Annotated in this window: 19 protein-coding genes; 5 read left to right on the top strand and 14 right to left on the bottom strand. The window is 59.2% G+C overall.

Going from position 1 to position 19,086, the window contains the following annotated elements; all coding sequences use genetic code 11:
- The first annotated feature begins 11 nt into the window (after positions 1 to 11).
- The 3 genes from nusB to pgpA are packed head-to-tail and all read left to right on the top strand — an operon-like array spanning position 12 to position 1,960.
- Positions 12 to 428: a transcription antitermination factor NusB gene (gene nusB / locus ACJ8M3_RS13035; RefSeq protein WP_004940384.1), complete on the top strand. Its 417-nt coding sequence runs from the start codon at positions 12 to 14 to the stop codon at positions 426 to 428.
- 52 nt (positions 429 to 480) lie between these two features.
- The gene (gene thiL, locus ACJ8M3_RS13030) at positions 481 to 1,473 is read left to right on the top strand and encodes a thiamine-phosphate kinase (RefSeq protein WP_033642058.1); all 993 of its coding nucleotides are present in this window, start codon (positions 481 to 483) and stop codon (positions 1,471 to 1,473) included.
- On the top strand, positions 1,466 to 1,960 hold the full coding sequence (gene pgpA, locus ACJ8M3_RS13025) for a phosphatidylglycerophosphatase A (RefSeq protein WP_033634010.1): 495 nt from the start codon (positions 1,466 to 1,468) through the stop codon (positions 1,958 to 1,960). The genes thiL and pgpA overlap by 8 nt, the downstream gene beginning before the upstream one ends.
- A 32-nt stretch (positions 1,961 to 1,992) precedes the next feature.
- Here pgpA and ACJ8M3_RS13020 read toward each other — a convergent pair whose 3' ends face one another.
- From ACJ8M3_RS13020 to xseB, 4 genes are all read right to left on the bottom strand, one after another.
- A complete protein-coding gene (locus ACJ8M3_RS13020; RefSeq protein WP_122004308.1) occupies positions 1,993 to 2,967 on the bottom strand; it encodes an aldo/keto reductase in 975 nt (324 codons plus the stop codon).
- A gap of 108 nt (positions 2,968 to 3,075) precedes the next feature.
- Positions 3,076 to 4,941 carry a 1-deoxy-D-xylulose-5-phosphate synthase gene (gene dxs, locus ACJ8M3_RS13015; protein ID WP_122004309.1) on the bottom strand — a complete coding sequence of 622 codons (1,866 nt, stop codon included), beginning with the start codon at positions 4,939 to 4,941 and terminating at the stop codon, positions 3,076 to 3,078.
- A gap of 34 nt (positions 4,942 to 4,975) precedes the next feature.
- Positions 4,976 to 5,896: a (2E,6E)-farnesyl diphosphate synthase gene (ispA, locus tag ACJ8M3_RS13010; protein ID WP_033642061.1), complete on the bottom strand. Its 921-nt coding sequence runs from the start codon at positions 5,894 to 5,896 to the stop codon at positions 4,976 to 4,978.
- 5 nt (positions 5,897 to 5,901) lie between these two features.
- Positions 5,902 to 6,165 (bottom strand): exodeoxyribonuclease VII small subunit, encoded by a 264-nt coding sequence (gene xseB, locus ACJ8M3_RS13005; RefSeq protein WP_033642062.1) that lies wholly within the window; start codon positions 6,163 to 6,165, stop codon positions 5,902 to 5,904.
- A gap of 160 nt (positions 6,166 to 6,325) precedes the next feature.
- Here xseB and thiI point away from each other — a divergent pair, with 160 nt between their 5' ends.
- Positions 6,326 to 7,774, top strand: coding sequence for a tRNA uracil 4-sulfurtransferase ThiI (gene thiI, locus ACJ8M3_RS13000; protein WP_033642063.1), 1,449 nt, complete (start codon positions 6,326 to 6,328; stop codon positions 7,772 to 7,774).
- Between the two features lie 66 nt (positions 7,775 to 7,840).
- On the opposite strand, the gene yajL is transcribed toward thiI, so the two are convergent.
- Both yajL and panE read right to left on the bottom strand, forming a co-directional pair.
- Positions 7,841 to 8,431 (bottom strand): protein deglycase YajL, encoded by a 591-nt coding sequence (gene yajL, locus ACJ8M3_RS12995; RefSeq protein WP_442514689.1) that lies wholly within the window; start codon positions 8,429 to 8,431, stop codon positions 7,841 to 7,843.
- Entirely contained in the window at positions 8,394 to 9,305 is a 912-nt protein-coding gene (gene panE / locus ACJ8M3_RS12990; protein ID WP_033642065.1) for a 2-dehydropantoate 2-reductase, read from the bottom strand. Before panE ends, yajL begins: the two co-directional genes overlap by 38 nt.
- Positions 9,306 to 9,487: 182 nt before the next feature.
- Between panE and ACJ8M3_RS12985 the strand changes: the two genes are divergently transcribed.
- On the top strand, positions 9,488 to 9,979 hold the full coding sequence (locus ACJ8M3_RS12985; protein ID WP_004940373.1) for a YajQ family cyclic di-GMP-binding protein: 492 nt from the start codon (positions 9,488 to 9,490) through the stop codon (positions 9,977 to 9,979).
- Positions 9,980 to 10,013: 34 nt separating this feature from the next.
- Here the strand turns inward: ACJ8M3_RS12985 and ACJ8M3_RS12980 are convergent, their stop codons facing one another.
- The 8 genes from ACJ8M3_RS12980 to ACJ8M3_RS12945 all read right to left on the bottom strand — a co-directional run bounded on the left by ACJ8M3_RS12980 (position 10,014) and on the right by ACJ8M3_RS12945 (position 18,921).
- Positions 10,014 to 11,378 carry an MFS transporter gene (locus tag ACJ8M3_RS12980; RefSeq protein WP_025301760.1) on the bottom strand — a complete coding sequence of 455 codons (1,365 nt, stop codon included), beginning with the start codon at positions 11,376 to 11,378 and terminating at the stop codon, positions 10,014 to 10,016.
- Between the two features lie 198 nt (positions 11,379 to 11,576).
- Positions 11,577 to 12,467 carry a heme o synthase gene (gene cyoE, locus ACJ8M3_RS12975; protein WP_025301761.1) on the bottom strand — a complete coding sequence of 297 codons (891 nt, stop codon included), beginning with the start codon at positions 12,465 to 12,467 and terminating at the stop codon, positions 11,577 to 11,579.
- A gap of 17 nt (positions 12,468 to 12,484) precedes the next feature.
- A complete protein-coding gene (locus ACJ8M3_RS12970) occupies positions 12,485 to 12,823 on the bottom strand; it encodes a cytochrome o ubiquinol oxidase subunit IV (RefSeq protein ID WP_004940369.1) in 339 nt (112 codons plus the stop codon).
- Positions 12,823 to 13,437, bottom strand: a complete 615-nt coding sequence (locus ACJ8M3_RS12965; RefSeq protein WP_004940367.1) for a cytochrome o ubiquinol oxidase subunit III — start codon at positions 13,435 to 13,437, stop codon at positions 12,823 to 12,825. The genes ACJ8M3_RS12970 and ACJ8M3_RS12965 overlap by 1 nt, the downstream gene beginning before the upstream one ends.
- Positions 13,427 to 15,418 carry a cytochrome o ubiquinol oxidase subunit I gene (cyoB, locus tag ACJ8M3_RS12960; RefSeq protein ID WP_033642067.1) on the bottom strand — a complete coding sequence of 664 codons (1,992 nt, stop codon included), beginning with the start codon at positions 15,416 to 15,418 and terminating at the stop codon, positions 13,427 to 13,429. The genes ACJ8M3_RS12965 and cyoB overlap by 11 nt, the downstream gene beginning before the upstream one ends.
- A gap of 3 nt (positions 15,419 to 15,421) precedes the next feature.
- Positions 15,422 to 16,372, bottom strand: a complete 951-nt coding sequence (cyoA, locus tag ACJ8M3_RS12955) for a cytochrome o ubiquinol oxidase subunit II (RefSeq protein ID WP_033642069.1) — start codon at positions 16,370 to 16,372, stop codon at positions 15,422 to 15,424.
- Between the two features lie 440 nt (positions 16,373 to 16,812).
- A complete protein-coding gene (gene ampG / locus ACJ8M3_RS12950) occupies positions 16,813 to 18,291 on the bottom strand; it encodes a muropeptide MFS transporter AmpG (protein WP_033642070.1) in 1,479 nt (492 codons plus the stop codon).
- A gap of 51 nt (positions 18,292 to 18,342) precedes the next feature.
- Entirely contained in the window at positions 18,343 to 18,921 is a 579-nt protein-coding gene (locus ACJ8M3_RS12945; protein ID WP_033642071.1) for a lipoprotein, read from the bottom strand.
- Between the last annotated feature and the right edge of the window lie 165 nt (positions 18,922 to 19,086).

Below are 19,086 nucleotides of genomic sequence, written 5' to 3'. Positions count from 1 at the left end.
AGGGGAATTCCGTGAAACCTGCTGCTCGTCGCCGCGCTCGTGAGTGCGCTGTTCAAGCGCTTTACTCTTGGCAGTTGTCTAAAAACGACCTTGCCGATGTTGAACACCAGTTCCTGACGGAGCAGGATGTCAAAGATGTTGACGTCGCCTATTTTCGCGAGTTGCTGTCCGGCGCGGCAGTGAATGCAGGTATGCTGGACGAACTGATGGCGCCTTACCTGTCGCGTCAGCTCGAAGAGCTGGGCCAGGTGGAACGCGCGGTGCTGCGCGTCGCGCTGTTTGAACTGAAAATGCGCGAGGATGTCCCTTACAAGGTGGCGATCAACGAAGCGATCGAGCTGGCGAAAACCTTCGGCGCGGAAGACAGCCACAAGTTTGTGAACGGGGTGCTGGATAAAGTGGCGCCAACCCTTCGCAAGAAAAAGTAAAAACATTAAGGCCGGCATTCCCGGCCTTAATTTCTTCTAGTGGAATATCGATATGGCATGCGGCGAATTTGACCTCATTGCCCGCTATTTTGACCGGTTTAAGCGCGTGCGCCGGGATGTACAGTTGGGCATTGGAGATGACTGCGCACTGCTGGCAGTGCCGGAAAAACAGCTGGTGGCCGTCAGTACCGATACGTTGGTCGCGGGCATTCACTTCCTGCCGGACATCGATCCGGCCGATCTCGGGTATAAAGCGCTGGCGGTCAATCTGAGCGATCTGGCGGCGATGGGCGCCGATCCGGCGTGGCTCTCGCTGGCCCTGACGCTGCCGGAGGTGAACGAACCCTGGCTGAAGGCGTTCAGCGACAGCCTGTTCGATCAACTCAATTATTACGGCATGCAGCTGATCGGCGGCGATACCACGCGCGGCCCGCTGAGCATGACCTTGACCATTCAGGGGCTGATCCCGGCCGGCCGGGCGTTGAGCCGCAGCGGCGCGCGCATCGGCGACTGGATCTATGTGACCGGCACGCTGGGCGACAGCGCCGCCGGTTTGGCGATCCTGCAGGATCGCCTGGCGGTGACGGATAGCGCGGCGCGCGATTATCTGGTCGCTCGCCATCTGCGTCCGCAGCCGCGGGTGCTGCAGGGGCAGGCGCTGCGCGATCTGGCCAGCTCGGCAATCGATCTTTCCGACGGCCTGATTTCCGATCTGAAGCACATCCTGAAGGCCAGCGACTGCGGCGCGCGCATCGTGCTGGACGAGCTGCCGATGTCGCAGGCGCTGAGCAGCCATGCCGATGCCGAACAGGCGCTGCGTTGGGCGCTGGCGGGCGGCGAAGACTACGAGCTGTGCTTCACCGTGCCGGAGATCAACCGCGGCGCGCTGGACGTGGCGCTGAGCCACCTCGGGGCCGATTACACCTGTATCGGCCAGATTGGCCCGCTGTCTGAAGGCATTCGCTATTACCGCAACGACGAGGCGGTGGTGCTGGACTGGGCCGGGTTCGATCATTTCAACGCGGAGCCGGGCACCCATGGATGAAGCCAAGCGTCGGCTGCGGATGAGCAATCCGTGGCACCTGCTGGCCACCGGTTTCGGCAGCGGTTTGTCACCGGTGATGCCGGGCACCATGGGATCGCTGGCGGCGATCCCGTTCTGGCTGCTGCTGATCCAACTGCCGTGGCAGCTCTACTCGCTGACGGTGATGTTCAGCATTTGCATCGGCGTCTATATTTGCCACCGCACGGCAAAAGACATGAAGGTGCACGATCACGGCAGCATCGTCTGGGATGAGTTCGTCGGCATGTGGATCACGCTGATGGCGCTGCCGGTCAACGATTGGCGCTGGGTCGCCGCCGGTTTCGTCATCTTCCGCATTCTGGATATGTGGAAGCCGTGGCCGATCCGCTGGTTCGACCGCAACGTGCATGGCGGCATGGGCATCATGGTCGACGATATCATCGCCGGCGTGCTGTCTGCGGGCATCATCTACCTGATTGGGCACCACTGGCCGATCGGGCTGTTCTGACAGCCGGGCGCGGTTCTTCGCGCCCGCTTTTCTTATTCAAATCCCGTCACCCGATGCGGCACGTAAGCCGTTTCCAACTCCGCCACCTCTTGCGGCGACAAACTCAAATCGACCGCGGCAATGGCGTCGTCCAACTGCTCGCTGCGTGACGCGCCAACGATCGGCGCGCTGACCGCCGGCTTGTTCAGCAGCCAGGCCAGCGCGATCTGCGCGCGTGGCACGCCGCGTTCCTCCGCCAGGCTGGCGACGCGCTCGGCGATAATGGCGTCGATGCCTTCGGTTTCATCGTACAGACTCTTGCCGAACTGGTCCGAGACCAGGCGGGCGGTGGTTTCGCCCCAGGGGCGGGTCAGGCGGCCGCGCGCCAGCGGGCTCCACGGCAGTACGGCGATGCCTTCGGCGGCGCACAGCGGGTGCATCTCACGCTCTTCTTCGCGCTGGATCAGGTTGTATTGATCCTGCATGCTGACGAAGCGCGTCCAGCAGTGCAGATCGGCGGTATACAGCGCCTTGGCGAACTGCCAGGCGTACATGGAAGAGGCGCCGATGTAACGCGCCTTACCGGCTTTCACCACGTCGTGCAGCGCTTCCAGCGTCTCTTCCAGCGGCGTTTCGTAATCCCAGCGATGGATTTGCAGCAAATCGACATAGTCGGTGCCGAGACGGCGCAGGCTGTCGTCGATGGACTGCATGATCTTGGCGCGCGACAAACCGCGCTCCAGGTTGCTCAGCGGGAAATAAACCTTGGTGGCGATCACCACCTCCTCGCGGCGTGCATAGTCGCGCAGCGCCCGGCCGAGGATCTCTTCGCTGCTGCCGTCGGAATAGCTGTTGGCGGTGTCGAAAAAGTTGATGCCGGCTTCCAGCGCCTGTTTCAACAGTGGGCGGCTGCTTTCTTCCGGCAGCGTCCAGGCGTGATTGCCGCGGCTCGGTTCGCCGTAGGTCATGCAACCCAGGCAGATGCGCGAGACGTTCAGATCGGTGTTGCCCAGTTTGAGATACTTCATGCTTGCCTCCCATTCACAGCTCAGACAGTAACTGTAGCGCGGATCCCGGAGGGCGGAAATGAAAACGCCCCCGAAGGCGGAGGCGTTTTATCAGGCGCGAGTGGCGAATTACTGCGCCAGCCAGGTTTCGATTTGGCGCTGAATGCCGGCGGCGTCCAGCCCCAGATCGGCGCGCAGTTCTTCCTGGGTGCCCTGTGAGACGAAGCTGTCCGGCAGGCCGAGGTTCAGCACCGGCACCGGACGGCGTTTGGCCATCAGCAGTTCGTTGACGCCGCTGCCGGCGCCGCCCATGATGGCGTTCTCTTCCAGCGTGACCAGCGTTTCATGGCTGGCGGCCAGTTCGAGCACCAGCTGCTCGTCCAGCGGTTTGACGAAGCGCATGTCGACCAGCGTGGCGTTGAGCGCTTCCGCCGCCGCAGCGGCCTCCGGCAGCAGGGTGCCGAAGTTGAGAATGGCGATCTTTTCCCCCTGGCGGCGCACCACGCCTGTGCCGATCGGCAGCAGGCTGAGCGGCTCCAGCGCAGCGCCGGTGCCGGTGCCGCGCGGATAGCGCACGGCGCTCGGGCCGTCGTTGTAGTGATAGCCGGTATACAGCATCTGGCGGCATTCATTTTCGTCGCTCGGCGTCATGATCACCATGGTCGGGATGCAGCGCATGAACGACAGATCGAACGCCCCCTGGTGGGTCTGGCCGTCGGCGCCTACGATGCCGCCGCGATCGATGGCGAACATCACCGGCAGGTTTTGGATCGCCACGTCATGGATCAGCTGATCGTAGGCGCGTTGCAGGAAGGTGGAATAGATCGCCACCACCGGCTTGTAGCCGCCGATCGCCAGCCCGGCGGCGAAGGTGACCGCGTGCTGCTCGGCGATCGCCACATCGAAATATTGCTGCGGATAGTCGCGCGAGAACTGCACCATGCCGGAACCTTCGCGCATCGCCGGCGTGATCGCCATCAGTGAGCTGTCTTTGGCGGCGGTTTCACACAGCCAGTCGCCGAAGATTTTCGAATAGGTCGGCAGACCGCCGGCGCTTTTCGGCAGCGTGCCGCTGGCGGGATCGAACTTCGGCACCGCGTGGAAGCTGATCGGATCCTTCTCCGCCGGCGCGTAACCGCGGCCTTTCTTGGTCATGATGTGCAACAGCTGCGGGCCTTTCAGATCGCGCATGTTTTTCAACGTGGCGACCAGGCCTTGTACGTCGTGCCCGTCTACCGGGCCGATGTAGTTGAAGCCCAGCTCTTCGAACAGCGTACCCGGCACCACCATGCCTTTCAGGTGCTCTTCGGTGCGTTTCACCAGCTCCTTGATCGGCGGCACGCCGGCCAGCACTTTTTTGCCGCCTTCGCGCAGGGTGGAGTAAAGCTTGCCGGACAGCAGCTGTGCCAGATGGTTGTTCAGCGCGCCGACGTTTTCCGAGATCGACATCTCGTTGTCGTTCAGCACCACCAGCATGTCCGGATTGATGTCGCCGGCGTGGTTCATCGCTTCGAACGCCATGCCGGCGGTGATGGCGCCATCGCCGATCACGCACACCGTGCGGCGGCCTTTGCCTTCACGCTCTGCCGCCACCGCCATACCGAGGCCGGCGCTGATCGAGGTTGACGAATGGCCGACCGACAGCACGTCGTATTCGCTTTCGGCGCGCCACGGGAAGGGGTGCAACCCGTTCTTTTGCCGGATAGTGGCGATCCGGTCGCGGCGGCCGGTCAGGATTTTGTGCGGGTAGGCCTGGTGGCCGACGTCCCACACCAGATGATCGAACGGCGTGTTGTAGACGAAATGCAACGCCACCGTCAGTTCGACGGTACCCAGCCCGGAGGCAAAGTGGCCGCTGGAGCGACTGACGCTGTTCAGCAGATATTGCCGCAGCTCATCGCACAGCTTCGGCAAGCTCTCTTTGGGCAGTGAGCGGAGTTCCTCGGGGTTTTCCGCTAGCGCCAGGGTTGGGTATTTGGCTATATCAAGACTCATTCGATACTCATATCAGAGGAGTTAACGTCACACGTTAATTGTCGCGTTCAATAATGAAGCTGGCTAACGCTCGCAATGGCGCTGTGTTATAAGATTGCGCTGCCAAAGTGTCCAATGCAGCTAATGCTTCCTGATAGAGATCCCACGCTTTTGCTTTCGCGCTGTCAAGCCCGAGTAACGCCGGGTAGGTACTCTTTCCGTGTTGTTGGTCCGCTCCCTGGCGCTTGCCGATTTTCTCAGTCTCGCCGACAACGTCCAAAATGTCATCCTGCACCTGGAACGCCAGGCCGACCGCAGCGGCGTAACGATCCAACTGCGGCAGCGCCGCTCGTCCTGCTTCGCCGGCGCTCAGCGCGCCCAGACGCACCGCGGCACGGATCAACGCACCGGTTTTGTGGCGGTGGATCTGCTCCAGCGCCTGCAGATCGACACGCTTGCCTTCGGCCTCCAGATCCAGCGATTGGCCGCCGCACATGCCGGCGACGCCGCTGGCTGCCGCCAGTTCGGAGACCATCGCCAGCCGATCGCGCAGCGCCACGTCGGGCATTTCGGCATCGGCCAGGATCGAAAACGCCAGCGTTTGCAGCGCATCGCCGGCCAGGATCGCGTTGGCTTCGCCGAATTTAATGTGGCAGGTCGGCTGGCCGCGGCGCAGATCGTCGTCGTCCATCGCCGGCAGATCGTCGTGGATCAGCGAGTAGGCGTGAATGCATTCCACCGCCGCCGCCGGCGCGTCCAGGTTGGTCAGCGATACGCCGAACATCTGGCCGGTGGTGTACACCAGGAACGGGCGCAGGCGCTTGCCGCCCAGTAAGGCGCCATGACGCATCGCCGCCACCATGTTGCCGTTGTTGAACGGCAGCGGGGCGATGAAATCCAGCAGCGCGCGATCGGCGCGCCGGCGGAAAATCTGCAGTTGATCGGCAAAAGCGGCCGATGGGACGATCTCAGACATGTCGGTTACTCGGTATCCGGTGTGAAAGGCGCCAACGCCGCGTCGTCGGCGCTGTCGTTAAGGAGGATCTGCACACGCTGTTCCGCCTGTTGCAGTTTCTGCTGGCCTTGACGCGCCAGCTGCACGCCGCGTTCGAATTCGTTCAGCGCGTCTTCCAGCGGCAGTTCGCCCGACTCCAGACGCGTCACGATGCTTTCCAGCTCGCCGAGGGCGCTTTCAAAGCTGGCTGTTTGCTCTGTACTGGCTGATTGTGCTGGTTTTTTCGGCATAATTTTCTTTTTACGTCATCATGTGAACCGTGGCGCCAGAGCCTATCCTAGCGGATCTTGATTAGCAAATCATGGCGCTCATGTGTGGTTTTGTGCGCAGAGCACGGCGATATGGTGATATACTCCGCGCCGTAATTCTTATCTGACAACAAAGACCGCCATGAAGTTTATCATTAAATTGTTCCCGGAAATCACCATCAAGAGCCAATCTGTGCGCTTGCGCTTTATCAAGATTCTCTCGACCAATATTCGCAACGTCCTGAAGCAGTATGATGAAACGCTGGCGGTCGTCCGTCACTGGGATCATATCGAAGTTCGCGCCAAAGATGAAAACCAGCGGCCGGTCATCGCCGACGCGCTGACGCGCATTCCCGGCATCCACCATATTCTGGAAGTGGAAGATCGCGCTTATACCGATATCCACCACATCTTCGAGCAGACGCTGGAAGCCTACCGCGCCCAGCTGGAAGGCAAAACCTTCTGCGTGCGCGTCAAGCGCCGCGGCAAGCAGGCGTTCAACTCGCAGGACGTGGAGCGCTACGTCGGCGGCGGTCTGAACCAGCATATCGACAGCGCGCGCGTTAACCTGACCCGCCCGCAGGTCACGGTAAACCTCGAGATCGAAGACGACAAGCTGATGCTGGTTAAACGCCGCCTCGAAGGCATCGGCGGTTACCCGGTCGGCACTCAGGAAGACGTGATGTCGCTGATTTCCGGCGGTTTCGACTCGGGCGTGTCCAGCTATATGCTGATGCGTCGCGGCTGCCGCGTGCACTTCTGCTTCTTTAACCTGGGCGGCGCCGCGCATGAGATTGGCGTGAAGCAGGTGGCGCACTACCTGTGGAACCGTTTCGCCAGCTCGCACAAGGTGCGCTTCGTCGCTATCGACTTCGAGCCGGTGGTGGGCGAGATCCTGGAGAAAGTCGACGACGGCCAGATGGGCGTGGTGCTCAAGCGCATGATGGTGCGCGCCGCTTCGCAAGTGGCCGAACGCTACGGCGTGCAGGCGCTGGTAACCGGTGAAGCGCTGGGGCAGGTGTCCAGCCAGACGCTGACCAACCTGCGCTTGATCGACAATGCGTCCGATACGCTGATCCTGCGTCCGCTGATCTCGCACGATAAAGAGCACATCATCAAACTGGCGCGTGAAATCGGCACCGAAGACTTCGCCAAAACCATGCCGGAATACTGCGGCGTGATTTCGAAGAGCCCGACGGTAAAAGCCGTCAAGGCCAAGATTGAAGAGGAAGAAAGCCACTTCGATTTCAGCATTCTCGATCGGGTGGTGAGCGAGGCGAAGAACGTCGATATTCGCTCCATCGCCGAGCAGGCGCAGGAGCAGGTGACCGAAGTGGAAACCGTCGCGGCCTTCGGCGCCGACGAGGTGATCCTGGATATCCGTTCCAACGACGAGCAGGAAGAGAAGCCGTTGCAGCTGGAACAGGTTGAAGTGAAAGCGCTGCCGTTCTATAAGCTGAGCACCCAGTTCGGCGATCTGGATCAGAGCAAAACCTATCTGCTGTACTGCGAGCGCGGCGTAATGAGCCGCCTGCAGGCGCTGTACCTGCTGGAGCAGGGCTTCAGCAACGTGAAGGTTTATCGCCCGTAACGCGGGCAGCGGCGTAAATGAGAGGGGCTGAACCGGTGTTCAGCCCTTTTTTTATCGGCAAGCCGCTCAGTCGCGGAAATCGTACATCCCAGGGATCAGCACCAGCTGCGCGGCGATCTCCGCCGCTTTGGCCTTGCCGAGCAGCAGGTCTATCAGCTTCAGTGCAAACTCCATCGCGGTGCCCGGCCCCTGGCTGGTGAGCAGGTTGACGCGCGCGTCGTACACCACGCGGCGCTCCATCCATTTATCCGCCGGTATCCGATCTTTCAAACCTGGGAAACCGGTCATGTTGCCGATCGGGAACAGATCGTGGTGCTGCAACACCAGCGCCGGGGCCGCGCAGATGGCGGCGACGATGTGGCCCTGCAGATGCATCTGCCGCACTTTTTCCACCAGCAGCGGACTGTCGCGGAAGCATTCCGCCCCCTGCAGGCCGCCGGGCAGCACGATGGCGTCGAAAGGCTCATCGACGATCGCCACCAGCGGCGCGTCGGCCAGCAGCTTGACGCCGCGCGAACAAACGATAGTCAGCTCGCCGTCGCCGGCGACGCTGGCGGTAGTGACTTTAACGCCCGCCCGCACCAGCAGATCGATGGTGGTGACGACTTCGGTTTCTTCGCTACCAGGTGCCAGGCAGACCAGCGCCGATACGCTCATATTCATTTTCCTTTCGTTTAATCAATTCAAACAGCCGCGCATTCTCCGGCAGCGTGAGGCCGTGGCTGCGCGCGCGGCGCAGCAGGTAGCCGGTGATGTAGTCGATCTCGGTATGCCGCTGGCTGCGGATATCCTGCAGCATCGACGAAACGTTGTCGGCGGTGCTGTGGATCACGTCCATCACGTATTGCATCAGGCCTTCGCAGGAGGTGTGGTAACCCTCCATGGCCATCACGCTGGCGACTTCACGACACAGCGCTTCGATCTGCTCCGGGTAGCGCTGCAGATCGCCGTTGCGGCAGCCGTACAGCGCCGTCAGCGGGTTGATCACGCAGTTGACCGCCAGCTTGCGCCAGTTGGCCGAGGCGATGTTGTTGTGCCAGGCGACGTCGGGCAGCGCCTGATGCAGCACTTCCGCCAGGTGGCTGAGGTGCTGGGCGGCCGGTGAGGTGGGGCCGATGTGGGTGATGCCGGTGGCGACGTGGATAATGGTGCTGCCTTCGTGGCGCGCGGCGTGGGTGGTGGTGCCCTGCAAGATGGGCTGGCCGTTCGGCGGCAGTTCTTCCTGAGTGCCCATGCCGTTGTGCAGCAGCAAGATGGCGCAGCGGGGGCTCAGCTTCGGCAACAGCGCGCTGACCGCGCTGGATACCTGCCAGGCTTTCAGCGTCACCAGCAGCAGCTCGCTTTGCGCGAGGTGCTCCGGATCGTTGGTGGGCAAATTGCGATTAAATGAGACGCCTTCCGGCTCTATCACGTTCACGGCGCAAAAAGGCTGCGGCACTCTTAGCCATCCCTGTACATCGTGGCCCTGCTGATACAGCCGGGAGAGCCACAGTTGTCCGAGCGCGCCGCAACCAAGAATGGTTATTTTCATTCAGTCTCCTTGGAAACACGGGAATACCGCTCAATTACCGTGATCTAACTATAGGCTTTATGGCAGCCTGAAGCGCTATCCCTGCGTGCGTTCAGCAGATTTTGTCTGAGGCGGCAAAGCGGTTATCATGCTCGGCATCAAAATCGCCTAAGCTATTAGGCACTCATTCAGGAGGAAGAAGTATGCCATCTTTCGACATCGTTTCCGAAATTGATATGCAGGAAGTGCGTAACGCCGTTGAGAACGCCACCCGCGATCTCGGCACCCGCTGGGATTTTCGCAACGTGCCGGCCAGCTTTGAGCTAAACGAGAAGAATCAAAGCATCAAGGTTGCCACCGAGTCTGATTTCCAGGTGCAGCAGCTGCTCGACATTCTGCGCGAAAAACTGAGCAAGCGCAGCATCGACGGCGCCGCGCTGGAGATCCCGGAAGAGTTTACCCACAGCGGTAAAACCTACAGCGTGGAAGCCAAGCTGAAGCAGGGGATTGAAACCAGCGTGGCGAAGAAAATCGTCAAGCTGATCAAAGACAGCAAGCTGAAGGTGCAGGCGCAGATCCAGGGCGAAGAAGTGCGGGTGACCGGCAAGTCACGCGACGACTTGCAGAGCGTGATGGCGCTGGTGCGCGGCGGCGATCTGGGCCAGCCGTTCCAGTTCAAGAACTTCCGCGATTAATCTCGACGGGGCCGGCATTGCCGGCCCTGATTTTTTACAGCGAATTGACCAGCGCTTCCAACTGACCGCGATTGGTCTGCTTGGTATCCACCTTGACGTAGGCGCTGCGCTCTTCCGGCACCACGATCGCCTCGGCCACGCCGGGCTGCGCCTTCAGGCGGCTTTCCAGCGCTGAATCCTTCACCGCCAGTTCCGACAGCGTAATGCGCAGGCTGCTGACATACGGCGGTTCTTTCATGGTGCTGCTGACCAGGAACCAGACGGCGGCCAATACTGCGCCGGCGATAAACACCAAGCCTGCCCCCTGCAAACCGTACAGCCAGCCGCCGAGGCTGCCGCCGATCGCCACGCCGATAAACTGGCTGGTGGAGTACACCCCCATCGCGGTGCCCTTGTAGCCGGCCGGCGATTCTTTGCTGATCAGCGAAGGCAGGATGGCTTCCATCACGTTGAAGGCCATAAAGAACAGCTGCACGCCGGCGATGATGCCCCATAGATGAGCGCCGGAGAGCCACAGCAGCACTTCGGCGCAGAACAGTACCGCCACGCAGCCCATAAACACCTGCTTCATGCGGCGATATTTCTCGGCATAGATAATGAACGGCACCACGGCGGCGAACGACACCAGCATGGTCACCAGGTAGACGATCCAGTGTTCGCTGGCCGCCAGCCCGGCTTTTTCCATCGCCAGCGGCAGCGCCACGAAGCTCGACATCAGCAGAATGTGCAGACACATGATGCCGAAGTTGAGTTTCAACAGGCGCGAGTTGCTCAGCACTTTGCGGAAGCTGCCGCGCACGATGCTGGACTCGCGGTTCAGCAGATGGGTGTCGGCGGAAGGCACCACTGCCAGGGTGATGACGATGCCGGCCAGCGCCAGCACGGCGATCATCCAGAACAGCGCGTGCAAGCCCAAGGCGTGAGTGATGATAGGGCCCAGAACCATGGCGATGGCGAAGGTGATGCCGAAGCTGACGCCGATAAACGCCATCGCTTTGGTGCGGTTCTGCTCGCGGGTCAGATCGGAGAGCAGCGCCATTACCGCGGCGGCGATGGCGCCGGAGCCTTGCAACGCGCGGCCGAGGATCACGCCCCAGATAGAGTCAGTGACGGCGGCGATCACGCTGCCGAGGGCAAAGATCAGCAGGCCGCCGACGATCAGCGGCTTGCGGCCGATGCGATCGGACACCAGGCCGAACGGGATCTGAAACACCGCCTGCGCCAGGCCGTAAATGCCGATGGCGATGCCGATCAGCGCTTCGCTGGCGCCGTTGAGCGCCATGCCGTAGGTGGTCAACACCGGCAATACCATAAACATGCCGAGCATGCGCAGGGAGAACACGGTGCCCAATCCCCAGGTGGCGCGGCGCTCCTGCGGGGTCATTGAATTATCGTTCACGTCAAACCTCGGTAAAAACCATGCCATCAGACGTTGAGACAGCGCCTGATGGCATGATTTCTGTAAAGCTGCGTCATTTTAGTGTGCAGGGCAGGGGGGGTAAATCGAATGTTGTTTAACAGATATTACAGTTTGGCCGCTTTTCGGCGTGACAAATAAAATGGGCCGCATACGCGGCCCATTGACAGATGATTTGGCTTACCAAACGTAGGTCACCAGCGCTTCAGGCGCCGCCGTGGCGCTGAAGTCGATCGACATCATCACGCTCAGCGAGGTGATGGCGACGATGGAGAACACGAACAGTTTACGCGCCCAGACGCTGTCGTTTTCGGTTTTGTAACCGCGCAGCGCCATGCCCAGCCACCATACGCTCACCGCCGCAGCGACGATCAGGTATTTGTAGCCGGCGTAGCCCACCAGGGTCAGCATCAGCGTGGCGATCATAAACGCCAGGATGTAGACCGTGATGTGGTTCTTGGCGACGGAAATGCCTTTCACCACCGGCAGCACCGGAATGTTGGCCGCCTGGTAATCTTTAAAGCGGAAGATAGCGATCGCATAAGAATGCGGCATCTGCCACAGGCTAAAGATAGCCAGCAGGATCAACGCACCGGCGTCGAACTCGTTGGTGACCGCGCAGTAACCGATAACCGGCGGCGCGGCACCCGACAAGCTGCCGATCAGCGTGCCGTAGACCGAGTGGCGCTTCATGTACAGGCTGTAAACGCCGACATAAACCACGAAGCCCATCACCGCCAGCCACATGGCCAGCGGGTTGGCCGCGATATACAGCAACGCGAAGCCCACAATACCCAACGCGGTCGCATAAACCAGGGTGACACTCGGCGCGATCAGGCCTTTTACCAGCACCCGATTCTTCGTTCTCTCCATCTTCTTGTCGATGTCGCGGTCGATGTAGTTGTTAAACACACAGCCCGACGCGACCACCAACGAGACACCCACCAGGGTGGCGAGAAACAGGGGATAGTCGATGCTCCCTTTGGAAGCGAGCAGGAATCCCCCAACGACAGAAATTAAATTGCCGAAAATAATTCCTGGTTTAGTGACTTGCAGGTATTGCTTAATCATCACGTGCAGCTCAGCTCTTAATCGACCATCATATTGATGTTGAGGTTGTACATAATCCAGAGTGAACCTACAACAACGATACCGATGATCATAGCGGTGAACAGCAATGCCACCAGGTTCCAGCGCTCTTCCGATGAGGTGTTCATGTGCAGGAAGTAAACCAGGTGAACAATCACCTGGATAACCGCCATACCGACAACAACCGCCAGGATGGTGGAATGAGAGGCAGTGCCGTTCATTACCATCGCAAATGGAATTACCGTCAGGATGATCGACAGGATAAAGCCGATCAGGTATGACTTCACGCTGCCGTGGCTTGCGCCGCCGTGAGAGGTTTCATGGGATGAATGGCTCATTACATAACCCCCAGCAGGTAGACAACGGTAAATACGCAGATCCAGACCACGTCCAGGAAGTGCCAGAACAGGCTCAGGCACATCAGGCGGGTTTTGTTGGTCGCGGTCAGGCCGAACTTGCTCACCTGAATCATCAGCACGATGATCCAAATCAGGCCGGAAGTCACGTGCAGACCGTGGGTGCCGACCAGCGCGAAGAAGCTGGACAGGAACGCGCTGCGATCCGGACCGAAGCCTTCGGCGATCAGGTGATGGAATTCATAGATTTCCATCGCCACGAAGCCCAGACCGAACAGGAAGGTCAGGAACAGCCAGGTGTTTACACCGCCAACTTTACCCTTGTTCATGGCGATCATCGCCATGCCGTAGGTGATGGAGCTGAATAACAGCAGGAAAGTTTCGACCAAGACAAACTTCAGGTCGAAGATGTCTTTGCCAGAGGGACCGCCGGCGGTCCCGTTCACCAGGACTGCATAAGTCGCGAACAAGCTCGCAAACAAAATACAGTCGCTCATCAGGTAGATCCAGAATCCGAAGACCTTGGTCTCACCCGCATCGTGGTGCCCATGCTCTGCATGGGCTGCGTTATGATTGGTCAGAGTTTCAGTTGACATGGTTCACGCCTGCTTTACGGATTTGTTCGTAGTGTTGGTTCTCAATGCGCTCGATTTCATCAACCTGCACATAGTAGTCAACATCGTGATCGAAGCTCTTGCCGATCCAGACGACGATCATACCGATGAAACCGGCCAGAGCCATCCACCAGATTTCCCAAATCATTGCGAAACCGAATACCAGGCTGAAGAAGGCGATGATAACGCCGGCGCCGGTGTTCTTAGGCATATGAATCGGTTCGTACTTAGCCGGTTTCTTATAGGCTTCGCCTTTTTCTTTCATGTCCCAGAACTCATCACGGTCATGAATCTGCGGCACTACGGCAAAGTTATAGAACGGCGGTGGAGAAGACGTTGACCACTCCAGAGTACGAGCGCCCCATGGGTCACCGGTCAGATCGCGGTTCTGTTCGCGGTCACGGATACTGACGAAGATCTGGGTCAGCTGGCACAAGATGCCGCAGGCGATCAGCGCCGCACCGCCGGCTGCAACCAGCAGCAGAGGGTGGAACTCAGGGTTAATGTTCTGGCTGATACGACGGGTCATGCCCATAAAGCCCAATGCGTACAGCGGCATGAAGGCGGTGAAGAAGCCGATGATCCAGAACCAGAACGCGCGGATGCCCCATTTTTCGTTCAGCGTGAAGCCGAAGGATTTCGGGAACCAGTAGGTCAGGCCCGCGAAGCAACCGAACACCACGCCGCCGATGATGACGTTGTGGAAGTGCGCGATCAGGAACAGGCTGTTGTGCAGCACGAAGTTCGCGCCCGGCACAGCCAGCAGAACGCCGGTCATACCACCCACGGAGAAGGTGATGATGAAGCCAACGGTCCACAGCATTGCGGAGTTGAGCTTGATGCGGCCCTGATACATGGTGAACAGCCAGTTGAAGATTTTCACCCCGGTCGGGATGGAAATGATCATGGTGGCGATACCGAAGAAGGCGTTAACGTTCGCGCCGGACCCCATGGTGAAGAAGTGGTGCAGCCAGACGATGAACGACAGAACGGTGATCGCGATAGTTGCCCATACCAGTGAGGTATAGCCGAACAGACGTTTTCTGGAGAAGGTCGCGGTGACTTCGGAGAACACGCCGAACACCGGCAGAACCAGAATGTACACCTCTGGGTGACCCCAGGCCCAAATCAGGTTGATGTACATCATCATGTTGCCGCCCATATCATTGGTGAAGAAATGGGTGCCCAGATAGCGATCCAGGGTCAGCAGCGCGATGGTGACGGTCAGAATTGGGAAAGAAACGATGATCAGGACGTTGGTACACAGCGCCGCCCAGGTGAACACCGGCATCTTCATCATAGGCATGCCAGGGGCACGCATCTTCAGAATGGTGGCGAAGAAGTTCACGCCGGTCAGCAGGGTACCCAGACCGGAAATCTGCAGACTCCAGATCCAGTAATCGACCCCGACGCCAGGACTGTACTCTTTACCCGACAGCGGCGGATACGCCAGCCAACCGGTCTGAGCGAATTCACCGACCCCCAGGGAGATGTTGATCAGCACAACGCCCACCACGAAGAACCAGAAGCTCAGGGAGTTCAGGAACGGGAAGGCGACGTCGCGCGCGCCGATTTGCAGCGGCACCACGACGTTCATCAGGCCGACCACGAAAGGCATCGCCATGAAGAAGATCATGATGACGCCGTGCGCGGTGAAGATCTGGTCGTAGTGGTGCGGCGGCAGGAATCCGGCTTCGCCGGCGGACGCCAACGCCTGCTGGCTACGCATCATGATGGCGTCGGCGAAGCCGCGCAGCAGCATGACCATCGCCACGACGATATACATGATACCAATTTTTTTATGGTCGACCGAAGTCAGCCATTCGCTCCACAGCCACTTCCATTTGCCGAAATAGGTCAGCAGCGCCAGCACTGCCAGGCCCCCGACGATAATTGCGGCTACGGTGACCATGATGATCGGTTCGTGGTACGGAACCGCATCAAGTGTTAATTTTCCCAACATCAGTTATTCCTCGGCTCCGGCGTGAGCAGCATGTTCACCCATGTCCATACCTTGGCTCATGTCCATGCCTTCGTGCGCGCCAGCGCCCTTGTGCATATCCATGTCGCCCATGAATTTGGCAATTGTTTCTTTGAACAAATTCGGTTTGACAGCGGCAAAGTACTCGACCGGGTTGTTTTCACTCGGCTCTGCCAGTTTGTTAAAGTCGTCGGTGGTGTTCAGGTTTTTAGGCGATGCCTTCACCTTGGCCACCCACTGATCGAAGTCGCCTTCGGTCGGGGTAACGATCGCGGTGAATTTCATACCGGAGAAGCCTGCGCCGCTGTAGCTGCTGGAGATGCCCTTGTAGGCACCGGCTTCGTTGCCGATCAGGTGCAGTTTGGTCTGCATGCCGGCCATCGCATAAATCTGTCCACCCAACTGCGGGATAAAGAACGAGTTCATTACCGAGTTAGAGGTGATCTTGAATTCGACTGGAACATCTTTCGGGAAAGCCAGCTCATTAACGGTCGCAATGCCTTGTTCCGGATAGATGAACAGCCATTTCCAGTCGAGCGACACCACTTCGATCGTCATCGGCTTCTTGTCGGTGACAATCGGCTTGAACGGGTCGAGTTCGTGGGTAGTCTTCCAGGTAATGGTGCCAAGGATGGCGATGATAATGATAGGAATGGTCCAGACGACCGCTTCGATCTTGTTGGAGTGGGCCCAGTTCGGACTGTACTTGGCGTCTTTGTTGGAAGCGCGATACTTCCAGGCAAAGGCGAACGCCATGAAGATAACTGGCACCACCACGATCAACATCAACGCGATTGCAGTGATAATCAGTGTCCGTTGCTCAACACCAATTGCTCCTTTGGGATTCATCAAAACCATATCGCAGCCACTGAGCAATACAGTGCCTGCAATTAATGACAGCATCCCAATACTTTTATTGTATTTCTTAAGTCTCATCTAACGACCTCAATAACAAAGGCTCAATTGTCGTTTCATGTGTGCGGGCATTTTACGGGAAGGTTGCAGTACTGTAAACATGCTTAAGGGAGTGTCAGCGGCTTGTTGACACTTTCTGTTAAGGGGGTCACAGATGTAACCCTGCGTGACAATTTACCAATGACAACAACGCGTTGGCACGCTGAATCGTGACGAGCAGTCCGTATGTTAAGGAAAACTAAAGGTATGATGAATCTGGCGAAGAAATGCGCGGCGGGGAAATACGCAGAAAAGGTTTATTTAATGTAAAATAATTGTATCTTAAAGGTGAATTTAATTTTATTTCCGAGCGCCGCAGTCGGATAAAAAAATAATTTTCTCGCTGATTATCTTTTTTTAACGAAATAAATACACCCCCGGATCGCTTTTTTTTCGGCCGGCAAAATCGCCGGCCGGTCGGGTTACGCCAAACGAGCGCGGCGCAGCGCCAGATAATCCAGCATGCTGCCCATCGCGACGCCGAGCAGGCTCAATGCGGCGCCGATCTGCAGCAACCGGTCGGCCAACAGCGGCGCCTGCGTCCAGTCGAGCGCATTGGCGATCAGCAGCAGCAACCACAGCCCCAGCAGCGAGCAGCCCAGCGTCAGCAGGCGCAGCGCCCAGCGGTAAGCCTGGGTAAACGCGGTGCGCGGCATAAAGTCGCCATGCTGCTGGGTGTGTTCCAGCGTCTGGCGGCAGACGCCGAGCAACAGCAAGCCCGGCAGCGCGGCGGCGATCGAAAACAGATAGAACAGCGGCCAACCATGGGCTTCGACGAACCAGCCGGCGATCGGCCCGACATAAACGCGGCCCACGGCGGACAGCGCCGACAGCAGCGCGAACTGGGTGGCGGAGAACGAACGGTTGCACAGCGTCATCAGCAGCGCGACGAAGGCCGCGGTGCCCATGCCGCCGCACAGGTTTTCAAGGAAGATGGCGCTGCCCATGGTGAGCAGGTTCTTGTCGGTCACCGCCAGAATCCAATAGCCGAGATTGGAGACCGCCTGCAGGACGCCGAACAGCATCAGGGCGCGGAACAGGGTGAGACGCTGCATCAGCACGCCGCCGAACAGAGCGCCGACGATGGTGGCGAACAGCCCGAGGGTTTTGTTCACCAGCCCCACTTCGCCGGCGTCGAATCCCACGCCGCGGATCAGGAAGGTGGTGCTCAGGCTGCCGGCGAAGGCGTCGCCCATTTTGTACATCACGATCAGTAGCAGGATCAGCCAGGCGTTGTTGCGGCCGAAGAAATCGCGCAGCGGCGCGACGACCGCCTGTTCCATGGTGCGCGGCGCCGGGATGCTTTCATCCGGTTCCGGCGCCATCAGCGTGGCAGCCACGCCGATCAGCATCAATCCGGCCATCAGCCAGTAGGTGGCTTGCCAGCCGAAATAGCGATCCGCCAGCCACAGCGCCAGGCCGCCGGAAACCAGCATCGCCAGCCGATAACCCAGCACCGATATCGCCGCGCCCGCGCCGCGTTCTTCGGCTTTCAGCAGGTCGGTTTTATAGGCGTCGAACACGATATCTTGCGAGGCGGAGCAGAACGCCACCAGCACCGCCAACGCCGCCAGCCACCACAGGTGCTGCGCGGGTTGCATAAAGCCCATCGCCACGATCGCCGCCACCAGCAGCAGCTGGCTGATCAGCAGCCAACCGCGCCGCCGCCCGAGGAACGGCGGGGTATAGCGATCCATGAAGGGCGACCAGAGGAATTTGAAGACGTAGGCCTGGCCCACCAGCGAGAAGATGCCGATGGTTTTCAGATCGATGTTTTCGACGGTCATCCAGGCTTGCAGCGTGCCGGAGGTCAGTGCCAGCGGCAGACCCGACGCGAAGCCCAGCAGCAGCAGAATGGCGGAGTTACGCTGGGTGAAGATGTTCAGATAGTGTTTCGACATGAGTTCCCTGTCTGCGCCGCCCGATCCGCCGGGCGGCGCCAGGCGCGCCGATTAGCGCGCGTTTTGCTTGATAAAGTCGTTGACGCTGGTGTCCTGCGCCATGTCGGCGATCACGTCGCCCAGCACGGAGTTGACGGCGTCGGTGATCTTGTCGTTGGTCGCCGTGAAGGCGCCCTGCACGTTATAGGTCGAGCGGTAGTTTTTCACCTGCTTGTTGCCGTTCTTCGCCTGGGCGATGATCGAGATGTCGGCTTTGGTGGTGATGTTGTAGCGCAGGTTGCCTTCGGATACGTCCGCGTACAGATTATTGACGACCACCTGCAGCGCGACCGGGCCGTCGGCGCCAATCATGTAACCGCGGGCGCCCATTTGTTTCTCCAGCACTTCCTGCAGCAGGAAACGCAGATCGCGCGACGGCGTCAGCGTGACCAGTTGGCCGTCGCGGTTCACCTTGGCCAGCGCCTGATCGGTGCGCTGATCCGCGCCGTTGATGCTGATGGTGATGCCCTGCAGGGTCGGATCCTGCTGCGGCAGAACGATTTTCGGCGTGACGTTCAGGGTGTTGCTGCTGGTCGCGCAGCCGGCCAGCAGCAGGGCGGTCAGCAAAGGAAGACAAAGTTTCTTTAACATGTTTTCTGTCTCATTCTCGATGGATTTAGCAATAATCAGAGCGGGATAGCCGACAACGAATTGCCGACATCATAGCATCGCCGCCGTGCGGTGGAAGCGCGGAAGGCGCCTGAGTGACAAATTTTTACCTGCCGTTGATAAAAACACGCTTTTTTGGCCCGCTCA

The sequence above is a fragment of the Serratia sp. CY55921 genome, from assembly GCF_052167655.1.
Taxonomy (GTDB): Bacteria; Pseudomonadota; Gammaproteobacteria; order Enterobacterales; family Enterobacteriaceae; genus Serratia; species Serratia ureilytica.
The sequence above is the reverse complement of the archived record's forward strand: the minus strand, read 5'-3'. Positions and strand labels throughout refer to the sequence as shown.

What these genes read in the sequence shown, in the direction of transcription:
- thiL (WP_033642058.1), top strand. Translation starts at nt 481, where the DNA reads ATGGCATGCGGCGAATTTGACCTCATTGCCCGCTATTTTGACCGGTTT.
- pgpA (WP_033634010.1), top strand. Translation starts at nt 1,466, where the DNA reads ATGGATGAAGCCAAGCGTCGGCTGCGGATGAGCAATCCGTGGCACCTG.
- ACJ8M3_RS13020 (WP_122004308.1), bottom strand. Translation starts at nt 2,967, where the DNA reads ATGAAGTATCTCAAACTGGGCAACACCGATCTGAACGTCTCGCGCATC.
- dxs (WP_122004309.1), bottom strand. Translation starts at nt 4,941, where the DNA reads ATGAGTCTTGATATAGCCAAATACCCAACCCTGGCGCTAGCGGAAAAC.
- ispA (WP_033642061.1), bottom strand. Translation starts at nt 5,896, where the DNA reads ATGTCTGAGATCGTCCCATCGGCCGCTTTTGCCGATCAACTGCAGATT.
- xseB (WP_033642062.1), bottom strand. Translation starts at nt 6,165, where the DNA reads ATGCCGAAAAAACCAGCACAATCAGCCAGTACAGAGCAAACAGCCAGC.
- thiI (WP_033642063.1), top strand. Translation starts at nt 6,326, where the DNA reads ATGAAGTTTATCATTAAATTGTTCCCGGAAATCACCATCAAGAGCCAA.
- yajL (WP_442514689.1), bottom strand. Translation starts at nt 8,431, where the DNA reads ATGAGCGTATCGGCGCTGGTCTGCCTGGCACCTGGTAGCGAAGAAACC.
- panE (WP_033642065.1), bottom strand. Translation starts at nt 9,305, where the DNA reads ATGAAAATAACCATTCTTGGTTGCGGCGCGCTCGGACAACTGTGGCTC.
- ACJ8M3_RS12985 (WP_004940373.1), top strand. Translation starts at nt 9,488, where the DNA reads ATGCCATCTTTCGACATCGTTTCCGAAATTGATATGCAGGAAGTGCGT.
- cyoE (WP_025301761.1), bottom strand. Translation starts at nt 12,467, where the DNA reads ATGATTAAGCAATACCTGCAAGTCACTAAACCAGGAATTATTTTCGGC.
- ACJ8M3_RS12970 (WP_004940369.1), bottom strand. Translation starts at nt 12,823, where the DNA reads ATGAGCCATTCATCCCATGAAACCTCTCACGGCGGCGCAAGCCACGGC.
- ACJ8M3_RS12965 (WP_004940367.1), bottom strand. Translation starts at nt 13,437, where the DNA reads ATGTCAACTGAAACTCTGACCAATCATAACGCAGCCCATGCAGAGCAT.
- cyoB (WP_033642067.1), bottom strand. Translation starts at nt 15,418, where the DNA reads ATGTTGGGAAAATTAACACTTGATGCGGTTCCGTACCACGAACCGATC.
- cyoA (WP_033642069.1), bottom strand. Translation starts at nt 16,372, where the DNA reads ATGAGACTTAAGAAATACAATAAAAGTATTGGGATGCTGTCATTAATT.
- ampG (WP_033642070.1), bottom strand. Translation starts at nt 18,291, where the DNA reads ATGTCGAAACACTATCTGAACATCTTCACCCAGCGTAACTCCGCCATT.
- ACJ8M3_RS12945 (WP_033642071.1), bottom strand. Translation starts at nt 18,921, where the DNA reads ATGTTAAAGAAACTTTGTCTTCCTTTGCTGACCGCCCTGCTGCTGGCC.